Genomic DNA, 22,828 nt, shown 5'->3' with positions numbered 1-22,828 from the left:
CAATTCCATAATTTTAAGGGTGTTGCACGCAGCACCCTTAAAAACAAGGGCTATTCAGTAAATAGGCAGAAGTCCGAAAAGGTTTATAATGATTTTTTATCCAGACTAGATTTATCCCTATGGCTTTGACAGTATGACGGTATGAACGAATAATATGACGTAATGCGACGTGCATGAAAGTTTTGCGTATCAATCAATCTGATATTTCAGGGGGAGCAGCGATCGCCGTCTATCGATTACATCAAGGCTTGCTGGCTCAAGGGATTGACTCGCGATTTTTAGTTAACTGGGTTAAGACGAGTAGCGTTCGCGTAAATACTATCCCTCCCAAAGGTCGCCTGGATTATCAATTGTTGCGGATTACAAGACCTTTGGGATTCAACGATATTCATGTAACCAGCACTTTTGAGATTCTCAAACATCCATTTTATCAAGAGGCGGATATCCTCCACTTTCATAACTTGCATGGTGGCTACTTTAACTATCTAGCACTTCCCTCATTAACCCAAAACAAGCCCTCAATTCTCACCTTACACGATATGTGGGCAATTACAGGACATTGTGCTTATAGTTTTGAGTGCGAGCGCTGGAAAATTGGCTGTGGTCAATGTCCCTATCCTGATACCTATCCTGCCATCAAGAGGGATAGTACACGCTGGGAGTGGAAGCTGAAACGTTGGGTTTATAATCGCTCAAATTTACAGGCTGTTGTGACGACGAGTCGCTGGCACGCTAAACAAGCTCAGGAAAGTATACTCAACCATGTGCGAGTTCATCGTATCCCCCCTGGTCTGGACACACAAGCTTATCAACCCCTTGATCCAGAACAGTGTAGAGTAATATTGGGAATACCGACTGACAAAAAAGTACTCATGTTTGCTGCTGCCAAACTGAACGATCCCCGCAAAGGTGGTGATTTGCTGATAAAAGTGCTACAAAACTTGCCCAAATCTTTAAAAACTGAAACAATGATACTGACTCTGGGTACTGGGGGGGAAACTGTCGCTGAGACAGTGGGGATACCCACACTCAATCTTGGCTTTGTCGGTAGCGATCGCTTAAAATCAGTCGCTTATTCTGCGGCTGACTTGTTCCTCTTTCCCACCCGTGCGGAGAACTTGGGACTGGTAGCACAGGAAGCCATGGCTTGCGGCACACCAACGGTATCCTTTAAAGTTGGTGGGGTTCCTGATTTAGTCCGTCCAGGTATCACAGGTTACTTAGCTGAACCTGAAGATGTGGTGGATTACTGTAAAGGTATAGTGCTATTGCTCGAAGACCAGACTCTGCGGGAAAACTTAAGTCGGCAATGTCGCCAGGTGGCTCTTGAAGAATACGGAATAGAAGTGTACGCTCAGCGATACATTGAACTGTATCGTCATGCTTTGGCAAAGTAAATGTACTTATTATTAATATAAGTAAAAAAATATATACTTAAATATTTATCTATTTTCAATAATCATCAATTGAAGCATACTCTAAAAAGAAACGAGCAACTTAAATCAATATGGCACTTTTACTAGGTACTAAATTAGACGACATCTTAGACGCCGTTGCGCTAGGGTTTGGTGGCGAAAACAACTCCATTAAAGGTGGTACAGGTAGAGATACACTGCTTGGGGGTAACGGCAATGATCGACTTAACGGTGGTCCCGACCGTGACTTTATGGAGGGGGGTGACGGTGATGACGTATACTTGATTGACGGCGATGAAAGGAGAGAGGATGTTAGGGAAAATGTCAATCAGGGTTTTGATACCGTCATTTCTCCTGTGAGTTGGAGGCTAAATGAGAACTTTGAGACATTGGGACTAACAGGCAGTAACGATCTTGAAGGCACAGGAAACCAATCAGACAACAGAATTCTAGGCAATCTAGGCAACAATGTTCTGAGAGGGCTCAATGGTAATGATGTGCTTAGAGGTCAAGCAGGTAATGACAGGCTTGAAGGGGGGGCAGGTGATGATAACCTACATGGGGGACTAGGTGATGACACATTAGTAGGGGGTTCCGGTAATGAGCAATACTTTGTTGACAGTATAAATGATGTAATTATTGAGCAGACGAATCAAGGAAAAGATATTGTATTTGCGCGAGGAGTTGATGGCTATAGGCTGAGTCCTAATGTCGAGAATCTTTTCCTGGGTGTTGATGCTGTCACAGGTTTTGGTAACAACGAAGATAACTACATTCAAGGAAATGTATTTAATAATACTATCAATGGGGGGGGTGGCAATGACTTTCTCAATGGTCGTGATGGCGATGATATCCTTAATGGTGAAGACGGTAATGATAGACTTGATGGGGGTAGCGGCACAAACACTTTAAACGGTGGAGCAGGCGATGACCAGTATTTTGTCAGAAATATTGGTGATCAAATTAATGAGAGTAGTGGTGAGGGAACTGATACAGTCAATTCGCTGTTAGTAGAGTACAATTTGCTGAGTAATCCAGAAGTGGAGAACCTGGTATTAGTTGAAGTAGATCCTTTGAATCCCTCTGACCCCCCAGTAGCCGTTACAGGTACAGGCAATAACTTGGGTAACGAGATTATCGGCAATTCCCTCAACAATATCCTTAATGGAGGTGAAGGCAACGATAGTCTTGAAGGGGGTGACGGTGCGGACGAATTAAATGGTGGTGACGACAATGACACTCTTATGGGTGGCTCTGGAGATGACACCCTTAACGGTGATGCAGGAGATGATACCGTTGAAGGGGGTGACGGTGCGGACGAATTAAATGGTGGTGGCGGTAATGACATCCTCAGGGGTGGAGCAGAGGATGACACCATCAACGGTGGAGAGAATGATGACTTTCTGGCTGGCGATGGGGGAAATGATATCCTAAATGGTGAAGCTGGGGATGACCAGATATGGGGTGGTGATGACGACGATATCCTAAATGGAGGCGATGGTGCTGATAGGTTAATAGGTGATGCGGGCAACGATATCCTCAACGGTGATGCAGGTAATGATACGCTTGAGGGAGGTGATGGCAGGGATACATTAACTGGGGGGACAGGTAATGATCTATTGAAAGGTGATGCAGGTGACGACATTTTGATTGGCACTTCTGGGGTTGCGGATGTAGCTAAGCGCGATCGCATGTTTGGTGGCACAGGAGCAGATCTATTTGTGCTGGCGAATGACATGATGAATTTTTACGATGATGGAAATCCACTGACAACAGGTGGGACAAGCTTTGCTAAAATTCAAGACTTTACAGCAGGTATTGATCAGATTCAGCTCAAAAACAGCATCAATGACTATCTCATTCAACCTCAGGGAGTGGGCAACGTCAAAATCTTGACCAACGAAGCAACACCTGAAGTTATTGCAGTGGTTCAGAACACTATTGTTGCTGATGTTATAGCTGCACTGACATTTGTATAAACTATCTATCAACTATTGAGGTATCGCTGTGGAGCAATATTAATGAGTACAGAAAAACATCTAAACATATCACCCAGCACAAGGGAGAAATGCCTTGAAGATCTTACTCATCTCTTCAGTTCTTCCGAGAAATAACATTGGGGGAGAACTCCTTCTTTACAGACACTTATCGCTGTGGCAAACGTTACATTTAGTAATAGCCACAGAAAATTCCGAAGGTTTACATGCTCAAGAAATCATCAAGATTCAAGCCAACCCGCTACTAACTCGATTAAAAAAAACAAGGTTGTCCAAGTGGGCAAATGATGTATGTCAGTGTTTTGATGCTTTCTATGAGATTAAGGGAATTCGTCATCACATCAAATATAACAAGCCAGACCTAATTCTTACGGTAGCCCACGGAGAGCTATGCTGGCTAGCTCTCCGACTTTCTAAGGAGTTTAATCTTCCCTTAGTTACATTATTCCATGATTGGTGGCCTGACTTTGTTAATGTTCATTCCTGGGGGCGGGGTGTTTTAACAAATCGATTTCAGCAACTTTACCAGCACAGTAAGCTAGCTTTTTGTGTCAGTGAGGAAATGCGGCAGGCGTTAGGAAAACATCCAAACGCAAAGGTTTTATTTCCCATTTCCGAGCCGTTTGCAAGTGAAAGATACCCAGTAGGTTTAGCGAACAGTAAGATGTTTACAGTGGTCTATGCAGGAAATCTTTCCGATATTTACGCACCAATGATGCAAGCTTTATGTACAGCAATTCAAGAGGTTTCTGAATTTCAGTTGAACATATTTGGTCCTCAGCCGGACTGGTCAGATGAGCTTTTGCAGCAGGTTAAAGACCAGGGAATATACAGAGGTTTTTTATCAAAAACTGTATTATATAAAGTATTTCACCAACAAGCCCATGCATTTCTAGTGAGTATGTCTTTCAACAAACAAAAACAGAGGCGAACCCAAGTAAGCTTTCCAACTAAACTTGTAGAATACATCCAGTTTGGTAAGCCAATTATTATCTGGGGACCTGAATATTGTTCAGCGGTTCGCTGGGGGCGAAAATATAAAGCGGCATTAGTTGTAACTTCTCCTTCCGCAGAGGATTTAATTCAAGCAATCATAAAATTAGCTAACAATCTAGGTGAGCAGAAGCGTCTTAGGAATAAGGCTTTAGAAATGGCGAAGAATATGTTCAACCCACAAAGCATTCAACTGAAGTTTATCAAAAGTATTCATGAAATAATTGATTCTCCCAGTCAAAGAAAACAAAAATATGCATCGTAAGACACCTATACTTGTTACAGGTTCTCATCGTTCAGGAACAACTTGGGTGGCAAAAATGATTTCAGCTTCTCCCTCTGTTCGGTATGTTCCAGAGCAATTTAATTTGAACCGTTCTCAATGTTTGTGCGGTCATCAATTTAACCAGTGGTTTCAGTATATTTCATCAGAAAATGAAGAAAATGAAACCCAGTGCTATAACCACCTCAAGCATGCCCTTGGTTTATCCTATAACTTCATACCCGAATTTAGGTTGGTTAAAAATTATAGTGATGCTTTTAAATTATTGACAAAAGCAAGCAAATTTATTCTGAAGCGACTACTCAATATTCGTCCTTTACTTAAAGACCCTGTGGCTTTTTTCTCGGCTGAGTGGTTAGCCAATGAGTTTGATATGGATGTTATCGTTCTCATTCGACATCCAGCGGCGTTTGCTAGCAGCCTGAAACGCCTTAACTGGACGTTTAATTTTTCCCACTTTGTCGAACAGCCTCTGTTGATGCGAGACTTACTTGAACCTTTTGCAAACGAAATAAAGGAGTACAGCTTAAAAGACTATGATATAATAGATCAAGCAATTTTAGTTTGGAATATTTTTCATTATGTTATTTTGCAATATAAAAAAAGGCATGATCGATGGATATTCCTGCGACACGAAGATATTTCTCAAAATCCTTTAGAATGGTATAAATACTTATACAATAGACTGGAGTTGAACTTTACGTCAGAAATAAGTCAAACAATAAAAGAATACAGTTATTCAAACCTTAATTTGCCTGAGTTTAAAAATCAAGAAATTCATTGTCTTAAACGAAATAGTCCATCTAATATTTATAGATGGAAAAATAACTTAAATTCAAATGAAATTACAAGAATAAGAAAAGGAGTAGAAAAAATATCTACTTATTTTTACTCTGATACAGACTGGTGATAAATAAGTGTAAATTATATTTATAACCTTAAGATATAATAATGATTACCGTATCTATTGTCGTCCCGTTATATAACAAAGCTGCTTATATTATTCAAGCAATTCAATCAGTTATTCAACAGACTCTTCAAAATTGGGAGCTTTTAATTGTAGATAATGGTTCGACGGATAACAGTTATGAGCAAGCCAAACAAATTCAAGATGCTCGAATTCATCTCTTGCATTGCCCCAAGCAGGGACCAGGAGCCGCTCGCAATTACGGGTTAATTCATAGCCAGGGGGAATGGATTCAATTTTTGGATGCCGATGATTTACTCGAACCCAAACACTTAGAACAGCAAATAAAAGTTGCTAATCAAAACCCAGAAGCAGACATTATTGTCAGTTATTGGCAGGAATTTCCAGATCAAAATCCTGGACAACGCTTGTTGAAAAAGCCGTCAGGTTTCGAGCAATCACTCCAAGCTTTGCGAGATTCAGCGATTGCCTTTGCTCCTTGGGCTGTTCATGCCGCTTTGATTAGGCATTTTGTTTTAACTGAAGATTATTTTTGGGCTGAAGAACTGGATTCATTCCTGAGCGAAGATACGGCATTCTGGTTTTGTTTGTTAACCAAGTGTTCGGTTGCTTTCTCAAATAATTGTGGTGCTCTTTACCGCAAACAACTATCCGTATGTCGGAACGATTACGACAATCCAGCTAAATGGTTAAAGGGAATGAAAGCAGTTACTTCTTATAATGTAAACTTTATTAAATATCGCGGTGATAAGCTCTCGGCTAAACAGTGTGAGATGTTAATGCGTTGCTTCCTTTCTACTGCTAATATCGCTCATAGTCAGGGAGACTTCACAACCGAACGTGAAGCGTTGGCATTGGCAAACCAATGGTTTAAAGAGTGTGACCATCTTGGCGGTGTTAATACTCTGCCGCTGCGTCTACGAAAAATTTTTGGTCTTCGTCTGATTCAGTATTTTCTAGATATTCGCTCTAGTATGGGAAATAGCGTTAAATCTAGGCTCAATCAATTAATAGTCCATGAATAAAGACAGAGTTTACGGAATTGTGGTGACGACTATTCATGATGGAAAATTTATCGATGAGTATTATGAGCATTTTAAAAACAACGATAATTTAGAGTGTGTCCGTTTCTATGTTGTTGGTGATCTCTCTACTCCTCCGGCTTGCCGAGATCGAGTTGAGCGTTACCGTGCAATGGGATTGCCTTGGATTTATCTGGGCAAAGAAGAACAGGAAGATTTCCTTGCCCCCTTTCCTAAGCTTTCAGCCGAAATTCCCTGGAAGTCTGATAATCGGCGCAATGTCGGATTTCTCATGGCTTACCGCGATCGCTGTGATATTATTATCGCAATTGATGACGACAACTATCCACGCAATAGCTGGTCATTTCTGGAGGGTCACCAGCATGTAGGCACTAAAGTGACATTACCAACAGCACTTGGTCATGAGGGCTGGTTCAATCCCTGCTCTCTGATGGATGTGAATTGTAAGTCTCTTGGTGTTCGAGGTACTGTCTATGCACGGGGATTTCCCTACGCTCGTCGTGATCCGCGTTGTGGATTGATCGATCCAGAACCGAGTACTGGTTTAGTTGCTATCAATGCAGGCTTGTGGTCTGGCGATCCTGATGTTGATGCGGCTACTCGTCTCGTTACTCAGTGCGAAGCACGAGAAAACTTCGGCAGTAGTCTTCTTCTTACTTCAGGAACTTTGATGCCCATTAACACACAAAACACAGCGCTGATTCGTGATGCTATTCCCGCCTACTATTACGTCAAGATGGGACATCCAGTTGGTGGAATGAAACTTGATCGATTTGGAGATATCTTTAGCGGCTTCTTTGTGCAAAAATGTACTCAAGCAGTTGGTCAGTGTGTCCGCGTCGGTAGTCCAGTTGTTGACCATCGTCGCTCACCTCATAATCTTTATAAAGATCTCTGGCATGAGCTGGCTGGAATGGTCATGATTGATGACATGCTGCCACTGCTTGAAACTCCTTTATCATCAGCTAATAGTTATAGCGATGCCACCTTAGAATTAGCCGAAAAAATTAATCAATGGGTTAGCTACCAAAATGGTTTTTTTGGGGACAATTCACTTAGAGAATACTTTTGTAAAATATCAAATAATTTGAAGTCGTGGGTTTCTGCATGCACATTTTTGAAATAGATATTTTCTCAATAAGTTATGAATCATATAACTCATAAAATTTTGTCTAAGCTGGGGTTTAGATTGTATAAAAAGCCTTTTCTTCCTAAAGGTGTAGATTGGTTATGGGATATTTACCGCCTAACTCAACATCAACCTCCGTCAGTTTTCATGGATGTAGGTGCAAACCAAGGTCAAACAGCGTTGGCTATTCACGCTCAATTTCCTTCGGCTATCATACATAGTTTTGAACCAATAGAGTCAACATTCTCTCAGATCAAGCAGAATACGTCCCATGTTCCGCAAATTGTTCCTGTTAACAAAGCCGTTGGTGAAGTTTCAGGCAAAGTTCAGTTTCAACTATACCAATCCACTAGCTTATTGAATCGTGTAGCAACCCAGGAAGAAATTTCTCGTGGAAATTATTTGGAAGAAGTTGAAATGATTTCCCTTCGGGAATACTGTAAACAGATGGGAATTACCAGAGTTGACGTTCTCAAAACTGATGCTCAAGGTTATGATGTTTCTGTACTAAATTTTACCCGTTGCAGAGCAACTGTCTATTCAATTTATTTTTGTTGAAGTAACTTTCACAAAAAATCCTGATTGTACGTTGTTCTTTCCTGTAAACGAATTACTTTCATCAGTTGGCTTCACTTTTTATGGTTTATATAACTATTGGCATCGAAAAGATGGCTCTATCCTCTATTGCGATGCACTTTTTATTAAACCCAGATCGTCTTAATTTATATACTTTACAATAAATAACTAAATAATTTTATAACCTATAAATATTCAGTTTTTCAAAAACTCAAACAACAATGTAGCATGAAAATTTCTCAAACACCCACCCTAGGTTTTGCTATACTTTCACATAAGCAGCCCTCTAAGCACTTTGAGATGCTATTGGAGTACCTTGTTGCTATACCTGGAGTAAAATTAGCAATTCACCATGATTACAATCAAAGTTATCTTTCTCAAGGGTTTTTAGATCACTTCGGGGTTCGCAAAGTAGAAAATTACCGCCAAACCCAGTGGTGCGGAGTTAATAATGTTTATGCTATTTTGGATACTTTTATGTTACTTTATGAATCGCCGCCACAGCCTGATTGGTACATTACTCTCAGTACAGACACATATCCTATCAAAAGTATCAAATCAATTCTAGATTTTTTTATCAATGCGAAAGCGGATGTCTATATGCAAAGACATCTCCTTGGCTTAGAGTATGGAGGTCGTTTTGCGAATAAACACAGGGCACTTTTTACTAAATATTTAGGTCATGTTCCTTTGATTACTAGAACAGGTAAATTTCAAATGAAACCCGTCCGAATGCCGATTCTAAAAAGAATGACACCCTTTAGAAATACTCTTCAACCATATATGAGTTCAGATTGGTTTATGTTTAATGCAAAAGCTATGAATTGCCTAGTCAAAGAGAATCTCTATCACTCCGAATTCGTTGAATATCTTCAACAAGCTGCCAATCGTCCTGATTTAACGATTTGTCCTCCCGAAATTGCTTTTGCTACTTTCTTTTCTAACCAGAAAGAACTTACACATGCAGAGCATAACTACTTTTTCATTAAATGGACTGATTACGTGGGGAAAAAGAGATGGCATCCAGATATACTGACGGAACGTCATTTCGACGCTATCAAAAACAGCGACGATCTATTTGCCAGAAAATTTTCGGATGATGAAAGTTTAAAACTTACCCAAAAAATCAACAGTGAACTTATTAATAATTTTTAGTGGTTTTGCTTAATTGATTCAAGCTTTTGTTGATTCTGGTTATAAATTTGATATTACTTAATCTATTTGTTTTTATTAAAATTAATTGCTGGGCAAATGATTATATCTTCTATTACCAAAAAACTTAAAGTCATTAATTCATTTTACTTACCCTACTTTACGCGACACATCAGAGTATTGCCTTTATTTATACAGGACTGTTGGAGAATTAGAAAAAATTCTAGACAATGATTTTTACTTTAGCCAAAAACGAGAATTTTTTTCATATCTGGAAAAGGGGATATATTACCCTCATGTCAAAGAATATATTAATAAATTTGGTAGGGATAATTTTTTGATTATTGATAGCCATATTTTTTTGACTCAGACAAATAAAATAATGGCGATAATTGAAGATTTTATCGGAGTTAAACATTACATTTATGATAATTTTCCCATTTTGAATAAGAGTTATAAAAGTCAAATTAGTGACTCAATAAGAAAGCAGCTCGATATTTTTTACCAGCCTCACAATGAAAGGCTTCTAGAACTTCTGGATCGGAAACTATCATGGATACAATAGCGAGGAATACTTTTATGGTGGTCAAGCAAAAGCTTCAAATCATTCGTTCATTTTACCTCCCCTCATTGACACGATCTATAAGAACATTACCTTCATTTATAATCGTTGGTGCTCAAAAAGGCGGTACAACCTCACTAAATGGCTATCTCAAAAGCCATCCAGACATTTGCATGGCAAGAGGAAAAGAAACTTGGTTTTTTGACAAACATTATGAAAAAGGTATCTCTTATTATCGCCTCCACTTTCCTTTAAAAATTTCTAGTTTCTTGAATCCTAGATTAGTTGTTGGGGAAGCCTCTCCTTCCTACATTTATAACCCCAGAGTACCCGAAAGAATTTATACCCATTTTCCGAATTGCAAGATTATTATTCTTCTCCGCGATCCGATAGAGAGAGCTTATTCGCACTACAAACACATGCGTAGAATTGGTTTTGAGGATTTGGCTACCTTTGAGTCAGCTATTGAAAAAGAGGCTGAACGCACTTGTGGTGAGTTAGAAAAAATCATGGAGAATGGGTTTTACTTTAGCCAATCAAGAGAGTTCTTTTCCTATCTTGGGAAGGGAATATATTACCCGCAGGTAAAAGCTTATCTTGATAAATTTGGGAAAGATCGCGTTTTAGTTGTTGATAGTAACAGTTTTTTCTTATCCGAAAAAACAATCATGTCGGAAATCGAAAAATTTATTGGGGTTAAACCTCACAACTATCAGGATTTTCCCGTGTGGAATAAGGGAGACAAATCGAGGCTTCCTGAAGCGACCAGAAATCAACTCAAGGATTTTTATGAACCTCATAATGAAATGTTATTCGATTTATTAGGCAGGAAGCTATCATGGGCATAAATTCTAACTGATAGGAATTAATTTTGAATACTAGTAAATTTTTAGCCGGCTAAGGGAGTGAAAATAGACTAATGCATAGTCTAGTAACAACTGTTCTCAATGACAAACGGGGTTTAGAGATATTTTTTGAACAGATAGCAGTTCAGAGGCTACTCCCTGATGAAATTGTTATCGTCGATGGGGGTTCTACGGATGGTTCTTGGGAGTTCATGCAGGAACGGCAACCTCCAGAGGGAGTTTCTCTCATTGTCAAGCAGGAAAAGGGATGTAATGTAGCCCAAGGGAGGAATCTAGCGATCGCAATTGCCTCGGGTGACATTATTGTTTCTACAGATATCGGGTGTCGCTGGGATAAAAAATGGTTGGCGGAACTGGTTCAGCCCATGTTTGACGATCCCAACGTTGATGTTGTGATTGGGAGTTGGGGGGTTCGCCCGGAAGATTTAGAGTCTGACTGGGCACGTACTGAGTACGCCTATCGTGGCGGTCTAAAATTACAAGCAACACCAGAAAGCTTAGGCATTTCCCGCTCAATTGCTTATAAGAAAACAGTCTGGGAAAAGATCGACGGTTATCCGGAAGATTTAACGTTAGCTTGTGATGATGTAGTGTACAATAAACAACTCAAGCAAATGAAATGTAAGTCAGCCGCAGCGCCCAAGATCCGTTGTTACTGGCTGCGCCATAAAACACTAAAACAGTTTTGTAAAGAGGAATGGCGTAACTTTTTTGGCGCAGGAGAGGCCGCCATTTGGCAAAAACATTTTGTTTTAGTCACTGGGCGTATCCTACTCGAACTTTTCTCACTGATTATTGGTATAGTCATTTTACTGGTAACGTCTGATAGCAGGATTAGTGTATTCTTTGTAATTGTTGGTATGGTTTCAGTGATGCAGCGTCTCTTACGCTTACAAAACGCCGCAACACAACTTATAATAATGAATGTTCCTCACCCCTGGTTTAAGCTCATCGTGTTTGAGTACATGACTAAGATCTATGGGATGATCGGCTATGCACAAGGTTTCCGGCGGGGTCTGTCTCAGTGTCAGCAGTGTCGGCAGCGCCTGAAATCTGTATAATCTTTATAAAGCGGAGTTGATGTCCCCGTGGCACGCCAAGAACAGCATAATTTAAAAGATGATTCTCTGATGCCGTCCCCGTTACCACATCAAGCCGCCACGGAGCTGAAAGTATCTGTGATGATTACGACTCATAACCGAGTCAAGGAACTCAAGCAAACCTGTGAAGTGTTGGAGTCCTTATCTCCAGCAGTTGATGAGGTATTGATCTGTGCTGACGGATGTACTGATAACACTGTTGAATTGATTCAACAAAATTACCAGCATTATCGCCTTTTCATTAACCCAGTCGGAAGAGGTTCTGTAGCTTCCCGCGATTACCTCATTCGCAAAGCTGAAGGGGATCTAGTACTTGCTCTTGATGACGATAGCTATCCGCTTGCTCAAGATATCGTAACCCGGTTAAGACGTTTGTTTCAGGAACGTCCTCGTCTAGCAGTTGCCTCTTTCCCACAACGAACGGAAGAGTACTCAGAATCCTTAACAATTGAAGACTTTGGATCGTCTTACTACTGTGGCACATTTGCTTGTGCGGCTGCTTGTTTCCGGCGCAGCGTATATTTTGAGGTTGATGGCTTTGACACAAGCTTCTTCCATATGTACGAAGAACCTGATTATGCACTTCAATGTCTAGCTGCAGGATATGAAATCTATTTCTTTACAGACATCATCATTCGCCACCACTTCACACCAACAGGGCGCAACGAAATTCGCACCCACCATCGCCATGCCCAGAATGAGCAGTGGAGTATGTGGCGCAGATGCCCTTTTCCTTATGTTCTGGTACTATCGCTGTATCGGTTCTTCAGTCAGTTTAGATACGCAGTCAAACGCGGGATGAACTGGGTTATTCGAGAACCATTTTGGTGGTTCGCTGCCTTACAAGGTTTACCCAATGCCTTATTGAGAAGAAACCCAATTTCTTGGCAGGTTTACCGTTTGTGGCTCTCCCTACTCTCACAGCCAATCTATACGGATGAGGAATGGCAAAAGAGATTTTCCGCAGTTGAAGTTAAACCGTCACGTTGTCAACAACAGTCGGATATGAATATTACCACCAGGATTTAAACAAATTAACTATCGTAACATGCGTCAAAAAATAGAATAGCCCAACCCATGAAAAAAACGCAACTCATTTTCTCTGATTCAAATCTAGATTTTTGTCCTCGATTGAAAAATATTATAAAAAATGGACAAACTATAGATAGAGATGGAAACATTATTCCAATCCGGGGAATGTCAACAATAAATAATTTACAAATTATCCGAGGGTTAATTCTCGATTCATGTCCAAAAAAGACCTTAGAAATTGGATTAGCATTTGGAGGGTCTGCATTAGCGATTCTTTCAACTCTTCAAGAGGTTCACACAAGAAAAGATTTTTTACATACAGCAATTGATCCCTATCAAAGTACTGCCTGGAAAAATAGTGCTACTACTGTCATCACACAAGAACAGCTTGATAAAAATTTTCGCTTCTTTGAAGAGTATTCATCATTGGTGCTGCCCAGGTTGATTTCAAAACATGAAAAATTTGGACTAGTCTACATAGATGGCTCTCATTTATTTGAAGATGTGTTTGTGGACTTTTACTTTGTAGTCCAGCTTCTTGAAATGAATGGAATTGTTATTTTTGACGATTGTCGGAATAATCATGTACGCAAAGTTATTCAGTTTATTAAAAATAATTATTCCAAAATCTTGATGAGTCATGCAATCTGCTTTCAGGGTAAATCTTTGCCCAAAAAAATTGCTAACAAATTAGGTTATAAGCAAGTAGAAATATTTCAAAAAATAGGACAAACTCCCAGAACTTGGAAAGAGAAACTTAAAGATTTTTAATACAAATAAAATAAATATAAGAGAAACAAATGCGCCAATATAATCCTTGGATGATTCTGTTTTCAATTCATATCCCTAAATGTGGAGGCACTAGTTTTACTAAAGTACTGCGTTACTGGTTTTGGCCAGGATTTCAAGGTCATTATTTCGACCATGAGACCAATAGAATGCCTCCTAGACCGCAGTGGTTCAAAACCGCTTTACATAGGGGAGGAATATTTCCTCTATGTATCCACGGTCATTTTGAGGAAGAATGTTCAATTGAACGAACCTATCCCCAAGCAAAGCAGTTCATAACGGTCATCCGCGATCCCCTTGAGATGCAGCTATCGCTTTTCTTTGACCATCAGCGTCGCCTCAAAGAGAAAGGAGCGCTTTATTGGAAAGGTCAAAAAGTGGAAATTGAGTATGGCGGAGACATTGATGCTTGGGTAGAACAACGGCATTCTTATTTACTAAAATTTTTTCCTAGGGAAATAAATATGGCTAATTATCAGGAGGTAATTAACAAATATTTTGTTCATATTGGTGTTATAGAAAATTTACAACAATCAATTGATATTTTGTCCAAAAAGCTAAACAAAAAATCTTGTGTCGTACCGAAATTGAATGAATCTCCCCGTACTCAACTCCCATCTGAATCATCAATTAAACGCTTCAAAGAAAAACACACATTAGAATATGCCATCTATGAATATGCTTGCGAAATAAATCAAGGTGTTTGATTAGATTGCATTGTTCAAGTTCATTTAGCCAAACAGGTACGGAAGAACGATAATCTTCAATCATAACAGTGAATATTATTCCTTATCTAAGACAAGAACCGATTCCTTTGAGGATATTAGCAGGTCCCTTTAGAGGGACTCACCTTATCCTTAACCCCGCCTGTTCCAAGCGAAAGATTCTTGGAATTTACGAGCATATACTGAACCCTTGGCTTAACCAAATTATTCCTGATATTGAGGTTTTGTTCGATGTCGGCGCTAACGATGGCTATTTTACCTATGGGTGTGCCAAGGCGCTCAAACGATATCATAAATTGGGACACATTATTGCCTTTGAGCCAGGTTTATGTGAACAATCTGCCTTATTAATTCCCGCTACTTGGTCTGACTATACTAATATCACTTTTGAATTCATTCCTCTGTTTGTGGGTTCTATCTCCAATGAATCGACGATCACGTTAGACAAGGCTTATGAGGAACGTCCATCACTGCATGGAAAGCCATTATTAATCAAAGTAGATGTGGAAGGTTCTGAAGTTGATGTGCTAGAAGGGGCAACTGGCTTACTTCAAAAACCCCATCACTGGGTTGTGGAAGTTCATGGCGACCATCTACTTGATCCAGTGCTGGATTTCTTTACTAAAGCTAAAAGAGCAGTCGATATCCGTCTACTCCAACCCCATTGGCTGCTAGGTTCAGAATCACGCACCATCAAAACATCATGGGTTACCACTCGACCGGATAAAGCGAATGTCTGATAAAGTGCCACCATGGATTTGCTGTCAACTGGGTGCCCGTGAACATTATGCTATCCCACGAGCTTTACACCAACATGGAAAACTTATCCACTTTATTACTGATGCTTGGGTCTTACCAAAATCTCCACTCAACTTATTACCTAAACCTTTTTTAGCGAATTTACGCGATCGCTTCCACCCTGACTTAGCCCAAGCCTCTGTTAACGCCTTCACTCACTCTTTGATTCGCTTTGAGCTGGCGCAACGCTTGCAAAAAACCTCAGGATGGACACGTCTTATTGCCCGTAATCACTGGTTTCAACAACGAGCCGTTGAGTTACTCGAAACCATCACGCCAAAACTTAACACTCGTCCTATCCTATTTGCTTATAGTTATGCTGCTTTAGAACTGTTCCGCTATGCCAAAACTCAGGGTTGGTACACTATCCTAGGTCAAATCGATCCAGGACTTGTCGAGGAAACATTAGTTCGACAGGAACATCTTAGATATCCAGACTACCAGTCTACTTGGCAACCCGCACCACCTCAATACTGGATAAACTGGCAAGAAGAATGTTTGCTAGCTGACCGAATTATCGTTAATTCTCCCTGGTCAAGCCAAGCCTTGCAACAAGTCGATCTTCCTGCCAATAAGATAGACATTATTCCCCTTGCTTACAACCCCCCTGAGACAGCTAGCAAATTTGAGCGAACCTACCCCTCAACTTTGTCTACTGAACGCCCCCTGCGCGTGCTATTTCTGGGTCAAGTAATCTTGCGTAAGGGTATTGCTGCAATTTTAAAAGCGGGTGAACTCCTCCATCATCAACCGATAGAATTCTGGTTAGTTGGTTCTCTGAGCATTGCTAGGTCAGCTAAAATGTACGGGCAGGTGCAGTGGATTGGTTCTATCCCTCGCCGTCAAACAGCCCAGTACTATCAACGTGCCGATGTTTTCCTATTTCCTACTCTATCTGATGGTTTTGGCTTGGTTCAACTAGAAGCACAGGCATGGAAGCTACCGATAATAGCGTCCAGATTTTGTGGTGAAGTTGTGAAAGATCAAGTCAATGGGCTAATCTTACCAGAAGTCACAGGGGAAGCGATCGCCCAAGCCCTCGAATTCTGCTTAAATAACCCTGGGCAACTCCAAGCCTTTGCCGAAGCAGCTACTGATATGTCTGAGTTTAGCCTATCGCAGTTGCATCACCATCTTCAATCGTTACCCCATGCACATCTTTGAATATCCAGAACTAGTTTTCACTCAACTCGCACTGCTGGTTATCAGTGTAATATGGTTGCTGCGGCGCAATGATGAAATCCCATTACTAATTAGTACCTTTCTATTTTACGTAGCATCCTATCGATACTTGATTGTCACTAGTGGTATAGATCGCTGGGTTAATCTAGGCAGCTTTGGCTTTACTCCTATTACAAATGAAGCAGGCGTTGTTGCTCTAAGTTACATAGTATTGGGTCAAATCTGCCTATTGGCAACCTATATGATGCGACAGCGACAAGTTTTGCAAATTGCTATCCCCCAGGCAGACCCCTTCTTATTACGATGGCTACGTCCTAAAGTCCTGCTATTGGGTTTATTTTGCTTACCCTTGGTCGGTATTACTCGCTCTAACATTATTGCCCAAGTTGCTTCCGGACGTTCTCTCGCTTTTCAAGTTAGCGGTTACCTACGTCTATTTCCCTTTGTCTTGGTTGGGGTGGCTACTCTAATCATTTGTGTCTGGAAGTTTGGCGGATTTTCTAAACCACTCAGTAAAATTAGTGCCGTTGCAATTCTGCTGGGTTTGGCAAATTTCACCTTCAGTAGTAGTGGACGATTTCAGTTTTTAGGGTGGCTTAGCGCTAGTGGTATCATTCTTGCCTCTTCCTATAGACCAAAAACTCGCCTCCTGATTCTCTCCACTGTCGCGATCGTAGCTATAGGCATGTTTGCTGTAGCGGGTTCTCTACGTAACCCCAACTTAAATCCTGATCTTTTGAATCAAGCGGCTTGGGAACGTGCGTCTAGTGCCGAAGATGCTAATATGCTTGATGGTTTTGTGCTACTCCGAGACGTTTATCCCCAACGGTTAGATTTTCGCTGGGGTATGGAGCATATAGAGGTTCTGCTTCGTCCCATCCCCAGAGCATTGTGGCCCGAAAAACCTGTGGGAGGTTATATGAATCAATTGGGTCTGATTACTGCCAATACTGGTTTCACGTTAGGAATTTCACCTACTCTATTTGGCTCATTTTACGCTGAAGCAGGCATCATTGGTATTGTCTTAGGCTCCTCACTCTATGGAGTAATTTTGGCAACGATCATTCGTTATACGACTAAGCTACAAACCTTTGCTAGTACGCTGATTCGTGCCATCCTTTGTGCCTGTTTAATACCACTCTTGCGGGGCGGCGACTTGGCGGGAATTTATGCTTGGATTGGCATGGCTTTTTGGCCCTGCTTTCTATTGCTCTGGTTGAAACGGGCAGATTTTAGATTGAAACCTTCCTATTATATCCAGGATTACAATCCAAATTATGAATAAATATAGCAATTTCTGGTGTGATGCGGGACATCAATGAGCGGAGGGCGCAAGCCTTGCGCCCCTACGTTTGGGTGTACCTCACACGCTTGATTAATTTTATATTTGATGGAACGAATTCAGCCTTGACTACGACTTCAAATATGCATATTGTAGTGATTTTCTATAATATTGGCGGTTATCATGCGGCTCGCCTAAATGCGACATCTGTTGCCTGTGAGCCAAAAGATTGGCGCTTAACTGCTGTCCAAGTTACAGATAATACCCAAGAACGCCCCTGGGGGAATATAAAGAATGAAATTAAATTTCCCCTCAAAACATTATTGCCCACAGAAACGACTCCCTCTACTATTGATCGACGTCCTTGGTCAAAAGTGGCAGCTTCTTTAATTCCCTCTTGTCTAGACACTATAAAACCTAATATTTTGGCAATTCCTGGATGGGGTTTTCCTATATCTCAAGCTGCACTTACTTGGAGTAAGCGACACCGAATTCCAGCAATTTTAATGAGCGAAAGTAAATGGGATGATGAAAGACGACAATGGTGGAAAGAACAGATAAAATCCTGGCTGTATATTAGAAACTATAAAGCCGCCTTGGTCGGAGGTCAACTTCATCAAGATTACCTACTTAAGTTAGGTTTTGATAAAAATCGCATCTTTCTAGGCTATAATGCTGTCGATAACCAATATTTTTGTTTAGGTGCAGAGGAGGCTCGTACAAATCCGCTTGCGGCAAGAAAACGCCAGCTTAAAATACCCCACAACCCCTATTTTTTGGTCGTCACTCGGTTGATTAAACGCAAAAATGTTTTTCGTCTTGTAGAAGCTTTTTTGGCTTATCGGCAACAACTTGGAGAAGAGCAAGCTTGGGATATTGTTATCTGTGGTAGTGGCGAGGAAGAACCCTCGATTCGCCGGCTTATTAGCGAGAAAAGACTAAACGCCTGTGTTCATCTCCCCGGCTTTATCAGTTACCAAGCAATCCCCGATTGGTATGGTTTAGCCCAGGCTTTTGTACATCCTGCGATACAAGAACCTTGGGGATTAGTCGTGAATGAAGCTTGTGCGGCTGGGTTGCCGATATTATGTAGTCATACGGTGGGAGCTTGTCATGAACTTGTTCGTCATGGTTATAATGGCTTATTATTCGATCCAGAAAGTAGAGAAAATATGACTGATACCTTATTAGCCATACATCAGCAATCTTCAGAGGCACGTATTAAAATGGGGAAGTTCAGCCAAACTATTGTTGCTAATTATAGCCCCCATAATTTTGCTAAAGGTCTATTCAAGGCAATCGAAACTGCACTAATGCTCAAGTCACAGTAGTCTGTCATTCATCATTTTTCAGATAACTTTTAAGGGAATAGCCCGATTTGGGAAAGCAAATTGTTCTTGATAAGAGTTGAATGCCTCACACATTGCTGATGGCAAACTAATTCTATTGGCTTGGCTCCAGTTAGGCGGTTTTATCATCTGAATCGCTTGATTTAACCCTATTTTGAGACTATCTAAGTCTAAGAATTTACAGATATTTTGTAATGTAGTTTCTGGCTGTAAGATTAACTGATTGTATGTAATTTCATAGAAACGAGAACCTAGATATTCACGCCATTTATCTATCTCACCTAAGGTAACTAGCCATTCATACGCTGCTTTTGAACAGTGGTTTTGGAGATGATGGACTTCATCAGGGAAGTATCCGGCAACTATTCCATCTCGCAACAAAGCGTTCCACTTAGAGTTTTTAACTCCCCACCACTGATTAAGTTGAGGTTTACCAAAAATTTTATAACTGTTGATTGAGGCAATACGTTCGATGGAAAAGGAAACATCTACCCCATCCCGCACAAGATGAATAAACTTAGCTTTGGGAGCTAAAGCGTTAAGATAGCCAATTCTCATAGCGTTTAATGGTGTTTTTTCAAGCATTACACCCTTGTTTTTATTGCTTTTATATCCCCTAATTAAATGATTGAAACGAATTTGTGCGGTCTCATTCCATGAATTAACATTTATTAACAAATCCGGCTCGATTTGAGAATAAAGATTGAGGGCATCAGTTTTTGGCTCAATTGCTGCCCAGAGATGGTAAGGTTCAAATAAATAAGAAATATTGTCGTGATGAGATAAAATAGAACCAAGTATAGTAGTACCGGAACGACCACAACCGATCAAAAAGACCAGTTGCCGAGAATCTGAGGTAGAGTTGTTATCTTTATAATGTCTGGTTTTTAATTCAGCACTATAATGAAGCCAACTATATTTTAAGGAGCGTAACAAAGGCTTGAGTGTATCAATCATACTGAGACCAATTTATAATCAATTTAAACAACAATGAATGTTTTATGGATTACTCCCTATTTGGGTGCTCATTATGGGGGACCGGGACAAGTCATTATTGAACTTGTACAAGCAATTAGCAAGTTTAATATATTTGTCGATGTGATTACAACGAATGCCAATGGTAAAGATAGATTAGATTATACTCTGAAATCATGGATTGTATACGAAAATTATCAAATTCAGTATTTCCCGTGTTGGTATAGCAATGACTTCATTATTAGCCCATCTTTACTTGGGTGGCTCATTAGCCATAGAATCAACTACGACATAATTCACACAAATACTATTTTTTGTCCTCTGATTTCTATAGCCCAATGGATATGTAGGATTTCCAATATTCCTTACATTACCACGCCCCATGGTATGCTAGAACCTTGGGCATTATCTCACAAAGCCTGGAAAAAAAAATATTACTACGCTTTATTTGAAAAACCAGCTCTCCAACAAGCTAGTGCTATCCAAGTGCTTGCCCGGGCTGAAGGTGAGACTATGAAGGATTTGGCGATTAAAATTCCTAGAGTTGTTATTTCCAATGGTATCCACCCGGCCAAATTAGCCAAATTAGCCAACCCTGATATTTTCTTCCATCAATTTCCGATAACCCGAAATAAAACCCTAATTTTATTTTTGGGTCGCCTTGATCCCAAAAAAGGACTAGATTTACTCGCTCCGGCTTTTGCTAAAGTTCATCGTCAGTTTCCGCAGACGCATTTAGTTATAGCCGGACCCGATAATATCGGCTTTTTGCCCACAGCTAAGCGCTATTTTACACAAGCAGGCTGTCTAGATGCTGTCACCTTTACAGGGATGCTCACCGGATCATTGAAATATGCTGCTCTAGCCGCCGCGACTCTATACGTTGCTCCGTCTTACTCCGAAGGCTTCAGTATGTCTGTCTTAGAAGGTATGGCATCAGGATTACCCTGTATAATTACCACAGGCTGCAATTTCCCAGAAGCGGCTGAGGCTAAAGCCGCTCATGTTGTGGCAATTGATACCGATGCTATTGCTGATGCTTTAATTAACTGCTTAAATCATCCTCAACAAGCCAAAGCTATGGGAAATCGCGCCCGTGAATTCATCTTTCAAAATTATACTTGGGAACAAGCGGCGAAAAAGCTGATCCGAGTTTACACTGCTATTATTGAAGGAAAACCAATGCCCGACGATTTAACCTATAACCAGTGAAGGGTGTTTATTGCTGTGATAAACGATATCGTTTTTTGGGTTGGGTCAGTGCTACCCTCATCCTACTGTTGATCGGTATCATTCCCCTGCGGCTAGCGATCGCACAATACCAATCCCCCTACCCTCAAGCTATTCTAACCTTAGGCGGTGGGCGCGATCGCGAACGGTTCACCGCCCAATTTGCCCAAACTCACCCCTCCCTAGACATCTGGGTTTCCAGTGGTTCACCCCCTGATATTACCTATACTATTTTCCAAAACGCTAATATTCCGATTCAGCGCGTTCATCTCGACTATCGCGCCGTCGATACCGTCACCAATTTTACCTCCCTAGTAGCTGACTTCAAACGCCACCAAATCCAACATATCTACCTAATCACCTCCGACTATCATATACCCAGAGCCAAAGCGATCGCGACTCTTATCCTCGGAAGCCAAAGCATCACCTTCACCCCCGTCTCCGTACCCTCCAACCAACCCCCTGAATCCTGGCTACGGATTCTTCGTGATAGCATTCGCGCCCTACTCTGGATTATGACAGGTCATACTGGCGCTAGACTTAAGCCACAATTGATTAGTTCTTTGTCATTTGTCCTTGGTTATCTCATTTATAAGAACCTCTGCGAACCTCTGCGTTAACCTCTGCGAACCTCTGCGTTAACCTCTGCGTTCTCTGCGTTAAATAAGCTTTAATTCAGTGGCATTTCTTAAGCGTTTGTCGTCAGTTCTTAAGTGTTTATGGCGAAGACAGCGCAACTACGAACCTCTGGTAATCGCCATCACGATAAAACGTAACACAAAAATTCCTGCCAAAACCCACACCGCGATCGCGACTTCCTGGGCTTTCCCCTGAAACCCTTTAATTAACGGGTATGTAATCAATCCAATCGCCAACCCTTCCGCAATCGAATAAGTCAACGGCATCATTAAAATCGTTAAAAACGAAGGAATTGACTCCGCCGGATCATCCCAATGAATCCCCCGCAAATTTCCCGCCATTAATACCCCCACAATCACCAACGCTGGCGTCGTGGCAAAAGCCGGAATTCCCGACAGTAACGGAATAAAAAATATCGAACCACTAAACAAAATCGCCACAACAACAGCCGTAAATCCCGTGCGCCCCCCTTCCGCAATCCCCGCAGCCGACTCAATATACGTCGTCACCGTCGAAGTTCCCAAAACCGCCCCTACCGTTGTCCCCACCGCATCCGCCATCAACGCCTGATTCGCCCGGGGCAATTCCCCCTGTTCATTAATATACCCCGCCTGCATCCCTACCCCAGTTAGCGTACCCACGGTTTGACACTCCCCGCCCTATAAGTGCGGGGATTCTTAGTTCCGCGACACACCTTACAATTATCTATCCTTGCGGCAATACTTAAACCAAACACCCGTAGAAAACTACCAAGTATTGAGCCTAATTTAGATAACTCCAGAG

Annotated in this window: 20 protein-coding genes and 1 pseudogene; 19 read left to right on the top strand and 2 right to left on the bottom strand. The window is 41.0% G+C overall.

The annotated features are described in order from the left end of the window. Positions 1 to 173 precede the first annotated feature (173 nt). From RIG27_RS30200 to RIG27_RS30120, 17 genes are all read left to right on the top strand, one after another. Positions 174 to 1,397, top strand: a complete 1,224-nt coding sequence (locus RIG27_RS30200; RefSeq protein WP_446350797.1) for a glycosyltransferase family 4 protein — start codon at positions 174 to 176, stop codon at positions 1,395 to 1,397. A 110-nt stretch (positions 1,398 to 1,507) separates the two neighbouring features. Further along, positions 1,508 to 3,394: a calcium-binding protein gene (locus RIG27_RS30195; protein WP_446350796.1), complete on the top strand. Its 1,887-nt coding sequence runs from the start codon at positions 1,508 to 1,510 to the stop codon at positions 3,392 to 3,394. A 94-nt stretch (positions 3,395 to 3,488) separates the two neighbouring features. Further along, a complete protein-coding gene (locus tag RIG27_RS30190; RefSeq protein WP_446350795.1) occupies positions 3,489 to 4,670 on the top strand; it encodes a glycosyltransferase in 1,182 nt (393 codons plus the stop codon). Next, complete coding sequence (locus tag RIG27_RS30185; protein WP_446350794.1) at positions 4,660 to 5,598, top strand: sulfotransferase; 939 nt, start codon at positions 4,660 to 4,662, stop codon at positions 5,596 to 5,598. The genes RIG27_RS30190 and RIG27_RS30185 overlap by 11 nt, the downstream gene beginning before the upstream one ends. A gap of 41 nt (positions 5,599 to 5,639) precedes the next feature. Continuing rightward, positions 5,640 to 6,641: a glycosyltransferase family 2 protein gene (locus RIG27_RS30180; RefSeq protein ID WP_446350793.1), complete on the top strand. Its 1,002-nt coding sequence runs from the start codon at positions 5,640 to 5,642 to the stop codon at positions 6,639 to 6,641. Continuing rightward, on the top strand, positions 6,634 to 7,785 hold the full coding sequence (locus RIG27_RS30175; protein WP_446350792.1) for a hypothetical protein: 1,152 nt from the start codon (positions 6,634 to 6,636) through the stop codon (positions 7,783 to 7,785). Before RIG27_RS30180 ends, RIG27_RS30175 begins: the two co-directional genes overlap by 8 nt. An 18-nt stretch (positions 7,786 to 7,803) precedes the next feature. Further along, positions 7,804 to 8,346 carry an FkbM family methyltransferase gene (locus RIG27_RS30170; RefSeq protein WP_446350791.1) on the top strand — a complete coding sequence of 181 codons (543 nt, stop codon included), beginning with the start codon at positions 7,804 to 7,806 and terminating at the stop codon, positions 8,344 to 8,346. Between the two features lie 246 nt (positions 8,347 to 8,592). Next, a complete protein-coding gene (locus RIG27_RS30165; protein WP_446350790.1) occupies positions 8,593 to 9,519 on the top strand; it encodes a beta-1,6-N-acetylglucosaminyltransferase in 927 nt (308 codons plus the stop codon). A 549-nt stretch (positions 9,520 to 10,068) separates the two neighbouring features. Then, the gene (locus tag RIG27_RS30160; RefSeq protein ID WP_446350789.1) at positions 10,069 to 10,926 is read left to right on the top strand and encodes a sulfotransferase family protein; all 858 of its coding nucleotides are present in this window, start codon (positions 10,069 to 10,071) and stop codon (positions 10,924 to 10,926) included. A 71-nt stretch (positions 10,927 to 10,997) separates the two neighbouring features. Then, positions 10,998 to 12,005, top strand: a complete 1,008-nt coding sequence (locus RIG27_RS30155) for a glycosyltransferase (protein WP_446350788.1) — start codon at positions 10,998 to 11,000, stop codon at positions 12,003 to 12,005. Between the two features lie 69 nt (positions 12,006 to 12,074). Next, positions 12,075 to 13,073 (top strand): glycosyltransferase family 2 protein, encoded by a 999-nt coding sequence (locus tag RIG27_RS30150; protein ID WP_446350787.1) that lies wholly within the window; start codon positions 12,075 to 12,077, stop codon positions 13,071 to 13,073. 48 nt (positions 13,074 to 13,121) lie between these two features. Then, positions 13,122 to 13,847 carry a class I SAM-dependent methyltransferase gene (locus RIG27_RS30145; protein WP_446350786.1) on the top strand — a complete coding sequence of 242 codons (726 nt, stop codon included), beginning with the start codon at positions 13,122 to 13,124 and terminating at the stop codon, positions 13,845 to 13,847. 29 nt (positions 13,848 to 13,876) lie between these two features. After that, a complete protein-coding gene (locus RIG27_RS30140) occupies positions 13,877 to 14,572 on the top strand; it encodes a hypothetical protein (protein WP_446350785.1) in 696 nt (231 codons plus the stop codon). 68 nt (positions 14,573 to 14,640) lie between these two features. Continuing rightward, on the top strand, positions 14,641 to 15,330 hold the full coding sequence (locus RIG27_RS30135) for an FkbM family methyltransferase (RefSeq protein WP_446350784.1): 690 nt from the start codon (positions 14,641 to 14,643) through the stop codon (positions 15,328 to 15,330). Then, positions 15,323 to 16,552: a glycosyltransferase family 4 protein gene (locus tag RIG27_RS30130; RefSeq protein WP_446350783.1), complete on the top strand. Its 1,230-nt coding sequence runs from the start codon at positions 15,323 to 15,325 to the stop codon at positions 16,550 to 16,552. Before RIG27_RS30135 ends, RIG27_RS30130 begins: the two co-directional genes overlap by 8 nt. Next, positions 16,539 to 17,855: a hypothetical protein gene (locus RIG27_RS30125; RefSeq protein ID WP_446350782.1), complete on the top strand. Its 1,317-nt coding sequence runs from the start codon at positions 16,539 to 16,541 to the stop codon at positions 17,853 to 17,855. Before RIG27_RS30130 ends, RIG27_RS30125 begins: the two co-directional genes overlap by 14 nt. 20 nt (positions 17,856 to 17,875) lie before the next feature. Next, positions 17,876 to 19,183 (top strand): glycosyltransferase, encoded by a 1,308-nt coding sequence (locus RIG27_RS30120; protein WP_446350781.1) that lies wholly within the window; start codon positions 17,876 to 17,878, stop codon positions 19,181 to 19,183. An 18-nt stretch (positions 19,184 to 19,201) separates the two neighbouring features. On the opposite strand, the gene RIG27_RS30115 is transcribed toward RIG27_RS30120, so the two are convergent. Further along, positions 19,202 to 20,158, bottom strand: a complete 957-nt coding sequence (locus RIG27_RS30115; protein ID WP_446350780.1) for a sulfotransferase family protein — start codon at positions 20,156 to 20,158, stop codon at positions 19,202 to 19,204. A gap of 33 nt (positions 20,159 to 20,191) precedes the next feature. On the opposite strand from RIG27_RS30115, the gene RIG27_RS30110 reads away from it, so the two are divergent. Both RIG27_RS30110 and RIG27_RS30105 read left to right on the top strand, forming a co-directional pair. After that, on the top strand, positions 20,192 to 21,388 hold the full coding sequence (locus RIG27_RS30110; RefSeq protein WP_446350779.1) for a glycosyltransferase: 1,197 nt from the start codon (positions 20,192 to 20,194) through the stop codon (positions 21,386 to 21,388). Further along, a complete protein-coding gene (locus RIG27_RS30105) occupies positions 21,385 to 22,026 on the top strand; it encodes a YdcF family protein (protein ID WP_446350778.1) in 642 nt (213 codons plus the stop codon). Before RIG27_RS30110 ends, RIG27_RS30105 begins: the two co-directional genes overlap by 4 nt. 117 nt (positions 22,027 to 22,143) lie before the next feature. Here the strand turns inward: RIG27_RS30105 and RIG27_RS30100 are convergent. Next, a pseudogene (locus RIG27_RS30100) lies at positions 22,144 to 22,689 on the bottom strand (solute carrier family 23 protein); the annotation flags it as partial. Between the last annotated feature and the right edge of the window lie 139 nt (positions 22,690 to 22,828).

Origin of the sequence: Coleofasciculus sp. F4-SAH-05 (genome assembly GCF_040222985.1) — a bacterium.
Lineage (GTDB): Bacteria > Cyanobacteriota > Cyanobacteriia > Cyanobacteriales > Coleofasciculaceae > Coleofasciculus > Coleofasciculus chthonoplastes.
Note: the sequence above shows the minus strand (reverse complement) of the source record. Positions and strands in the feature narration are given on the sequence as shown.

What these genes read in the sequence shown, in the direction of transcription:
- RIG27_RS30200 (WP_446350797.1), top strand. Translation starts at nt 174, where the DNA reads ATGAAAGTTTTGCGTATCAATCAATCTGATATTTCAGGGGGAGCAGCG.
- RIG27_RS30195 (WP_446350796.1), top strand. Translation starts at nt 1,508, where the DNA reads ATGGCACTTTTACTAGGTACTAAATTAGACGACATCTTAGACGCCGTT.
- RIG27_RS30185 (WP_446350794.1), top strand. Translation starts at nt 4,660, where the DNA reads ATGCATCGTAAGACACCTATACTTGTTACAGGTTCTCATCGTTCAGGA.
- RIG27_RS30180 (WP_446350793.1), top strand. Translation starts at nt 5,640, where the DNA reads ATGATTACCGTATCTATTGTCGTCCCGTTATATAACAAAGCTGCTTAT.
- RIG27_RS30175 (WP_446350792.1), top strand. Translation starts at nt 6,634, where the DNA reads ATGAATAAAGACAGAGTTTACGGAATTGTGGTGACGACTATTCATGAT.
- RIG27_RS30170 (WP_446350791.1), top strand. Translation starts at nt 7,804, where the DNA reads ATGAATCATATAACTCATAAAATTTTGTCTAAGCTGGGGTTTAGATTG.
- RIG27_RS30165 (WP_446350790.1), top strand. Translation starts at nt 8,593, where the DNA reads ATGAAAATTTCTCAAACACCCACCCTAGGTTTTGCTATACTTTCACAT.
- RIG27_RS30160 (WP_446350789.1), top strand. Translation starts at nt 10,069, where the DNA reads ATGGATACAATAGCGAGGAATACTTTTATGGTGGTCAAGCAAAAGCTT.
- RIG27_RS30155 (WP_446350788.1), top strand. Translation starts at nt 10,998, where the DNA reads ATGCATAGTCTAGTAACAACTGTTCTCAATGACAAACGGGGTTTAGAG.
- RIG27_RS30150 (WP_446350787.1), top strand. Translation starts at nt 12,075, where the DNA reads ATGCCGTCCCCGTTACCACATCAAGCCGCCACGGAGCTGAAAGTATCT.
- RIG27_RS30145 (WP_446350786.1), top strand. Translation starts at nt 13,122, where the DNA reads ATGAAAAAAACGCAACTCATTTTCTCTGATTCAAATCTAGATTTTTGT.
- RIG27_RS30140 (WP_446350785.1), top strand. Translation starts at nt 13,877, where the DNA reads ATGCGCCAATATAATCCTTGGATGATTCTGTTTTCAATTCATATCCCT.
- RIG27_RS30130 (WP_446350783.1), top strand. Translation starts at nt 15,323, where the DNA reads ATGTCTGATAAAGTGCCACCATGGATTTGCTGTCAACTGGGTGCCCGT.
- RIG27_RS30125 (WP_446350782.1), top strand. Translation starts at nt 16,539, where the DNA reads ATGCACATCTTTGAATATCCAGAACTAGTTTTCACTCAACTCGCACTG.
- RIG27_RS30120 (WP_446350781.1), top strand. Translation starts at nt 17,876, where the DNA reads ATGCGGGACATCAATGAGCGGAGGGCGCAAGCCTTGCGCCCCTACGTT.
- RIG27_RS30115 (WP_446350780.1), bottom strand. Translation starts at nt 20,158, where the DNA reads ATGATTGATACACTCAAGCCTTTGTTACGCTCCTTAAAATATAGTTGG.
- RIG27_RS30110 (WP_446350779.1), top strand. Translation starts at nt 20,192, where the DNA reads ATGAATGTTTTATGGATTACTCCCTATTTGGGTGCTCATTATGGGGGA.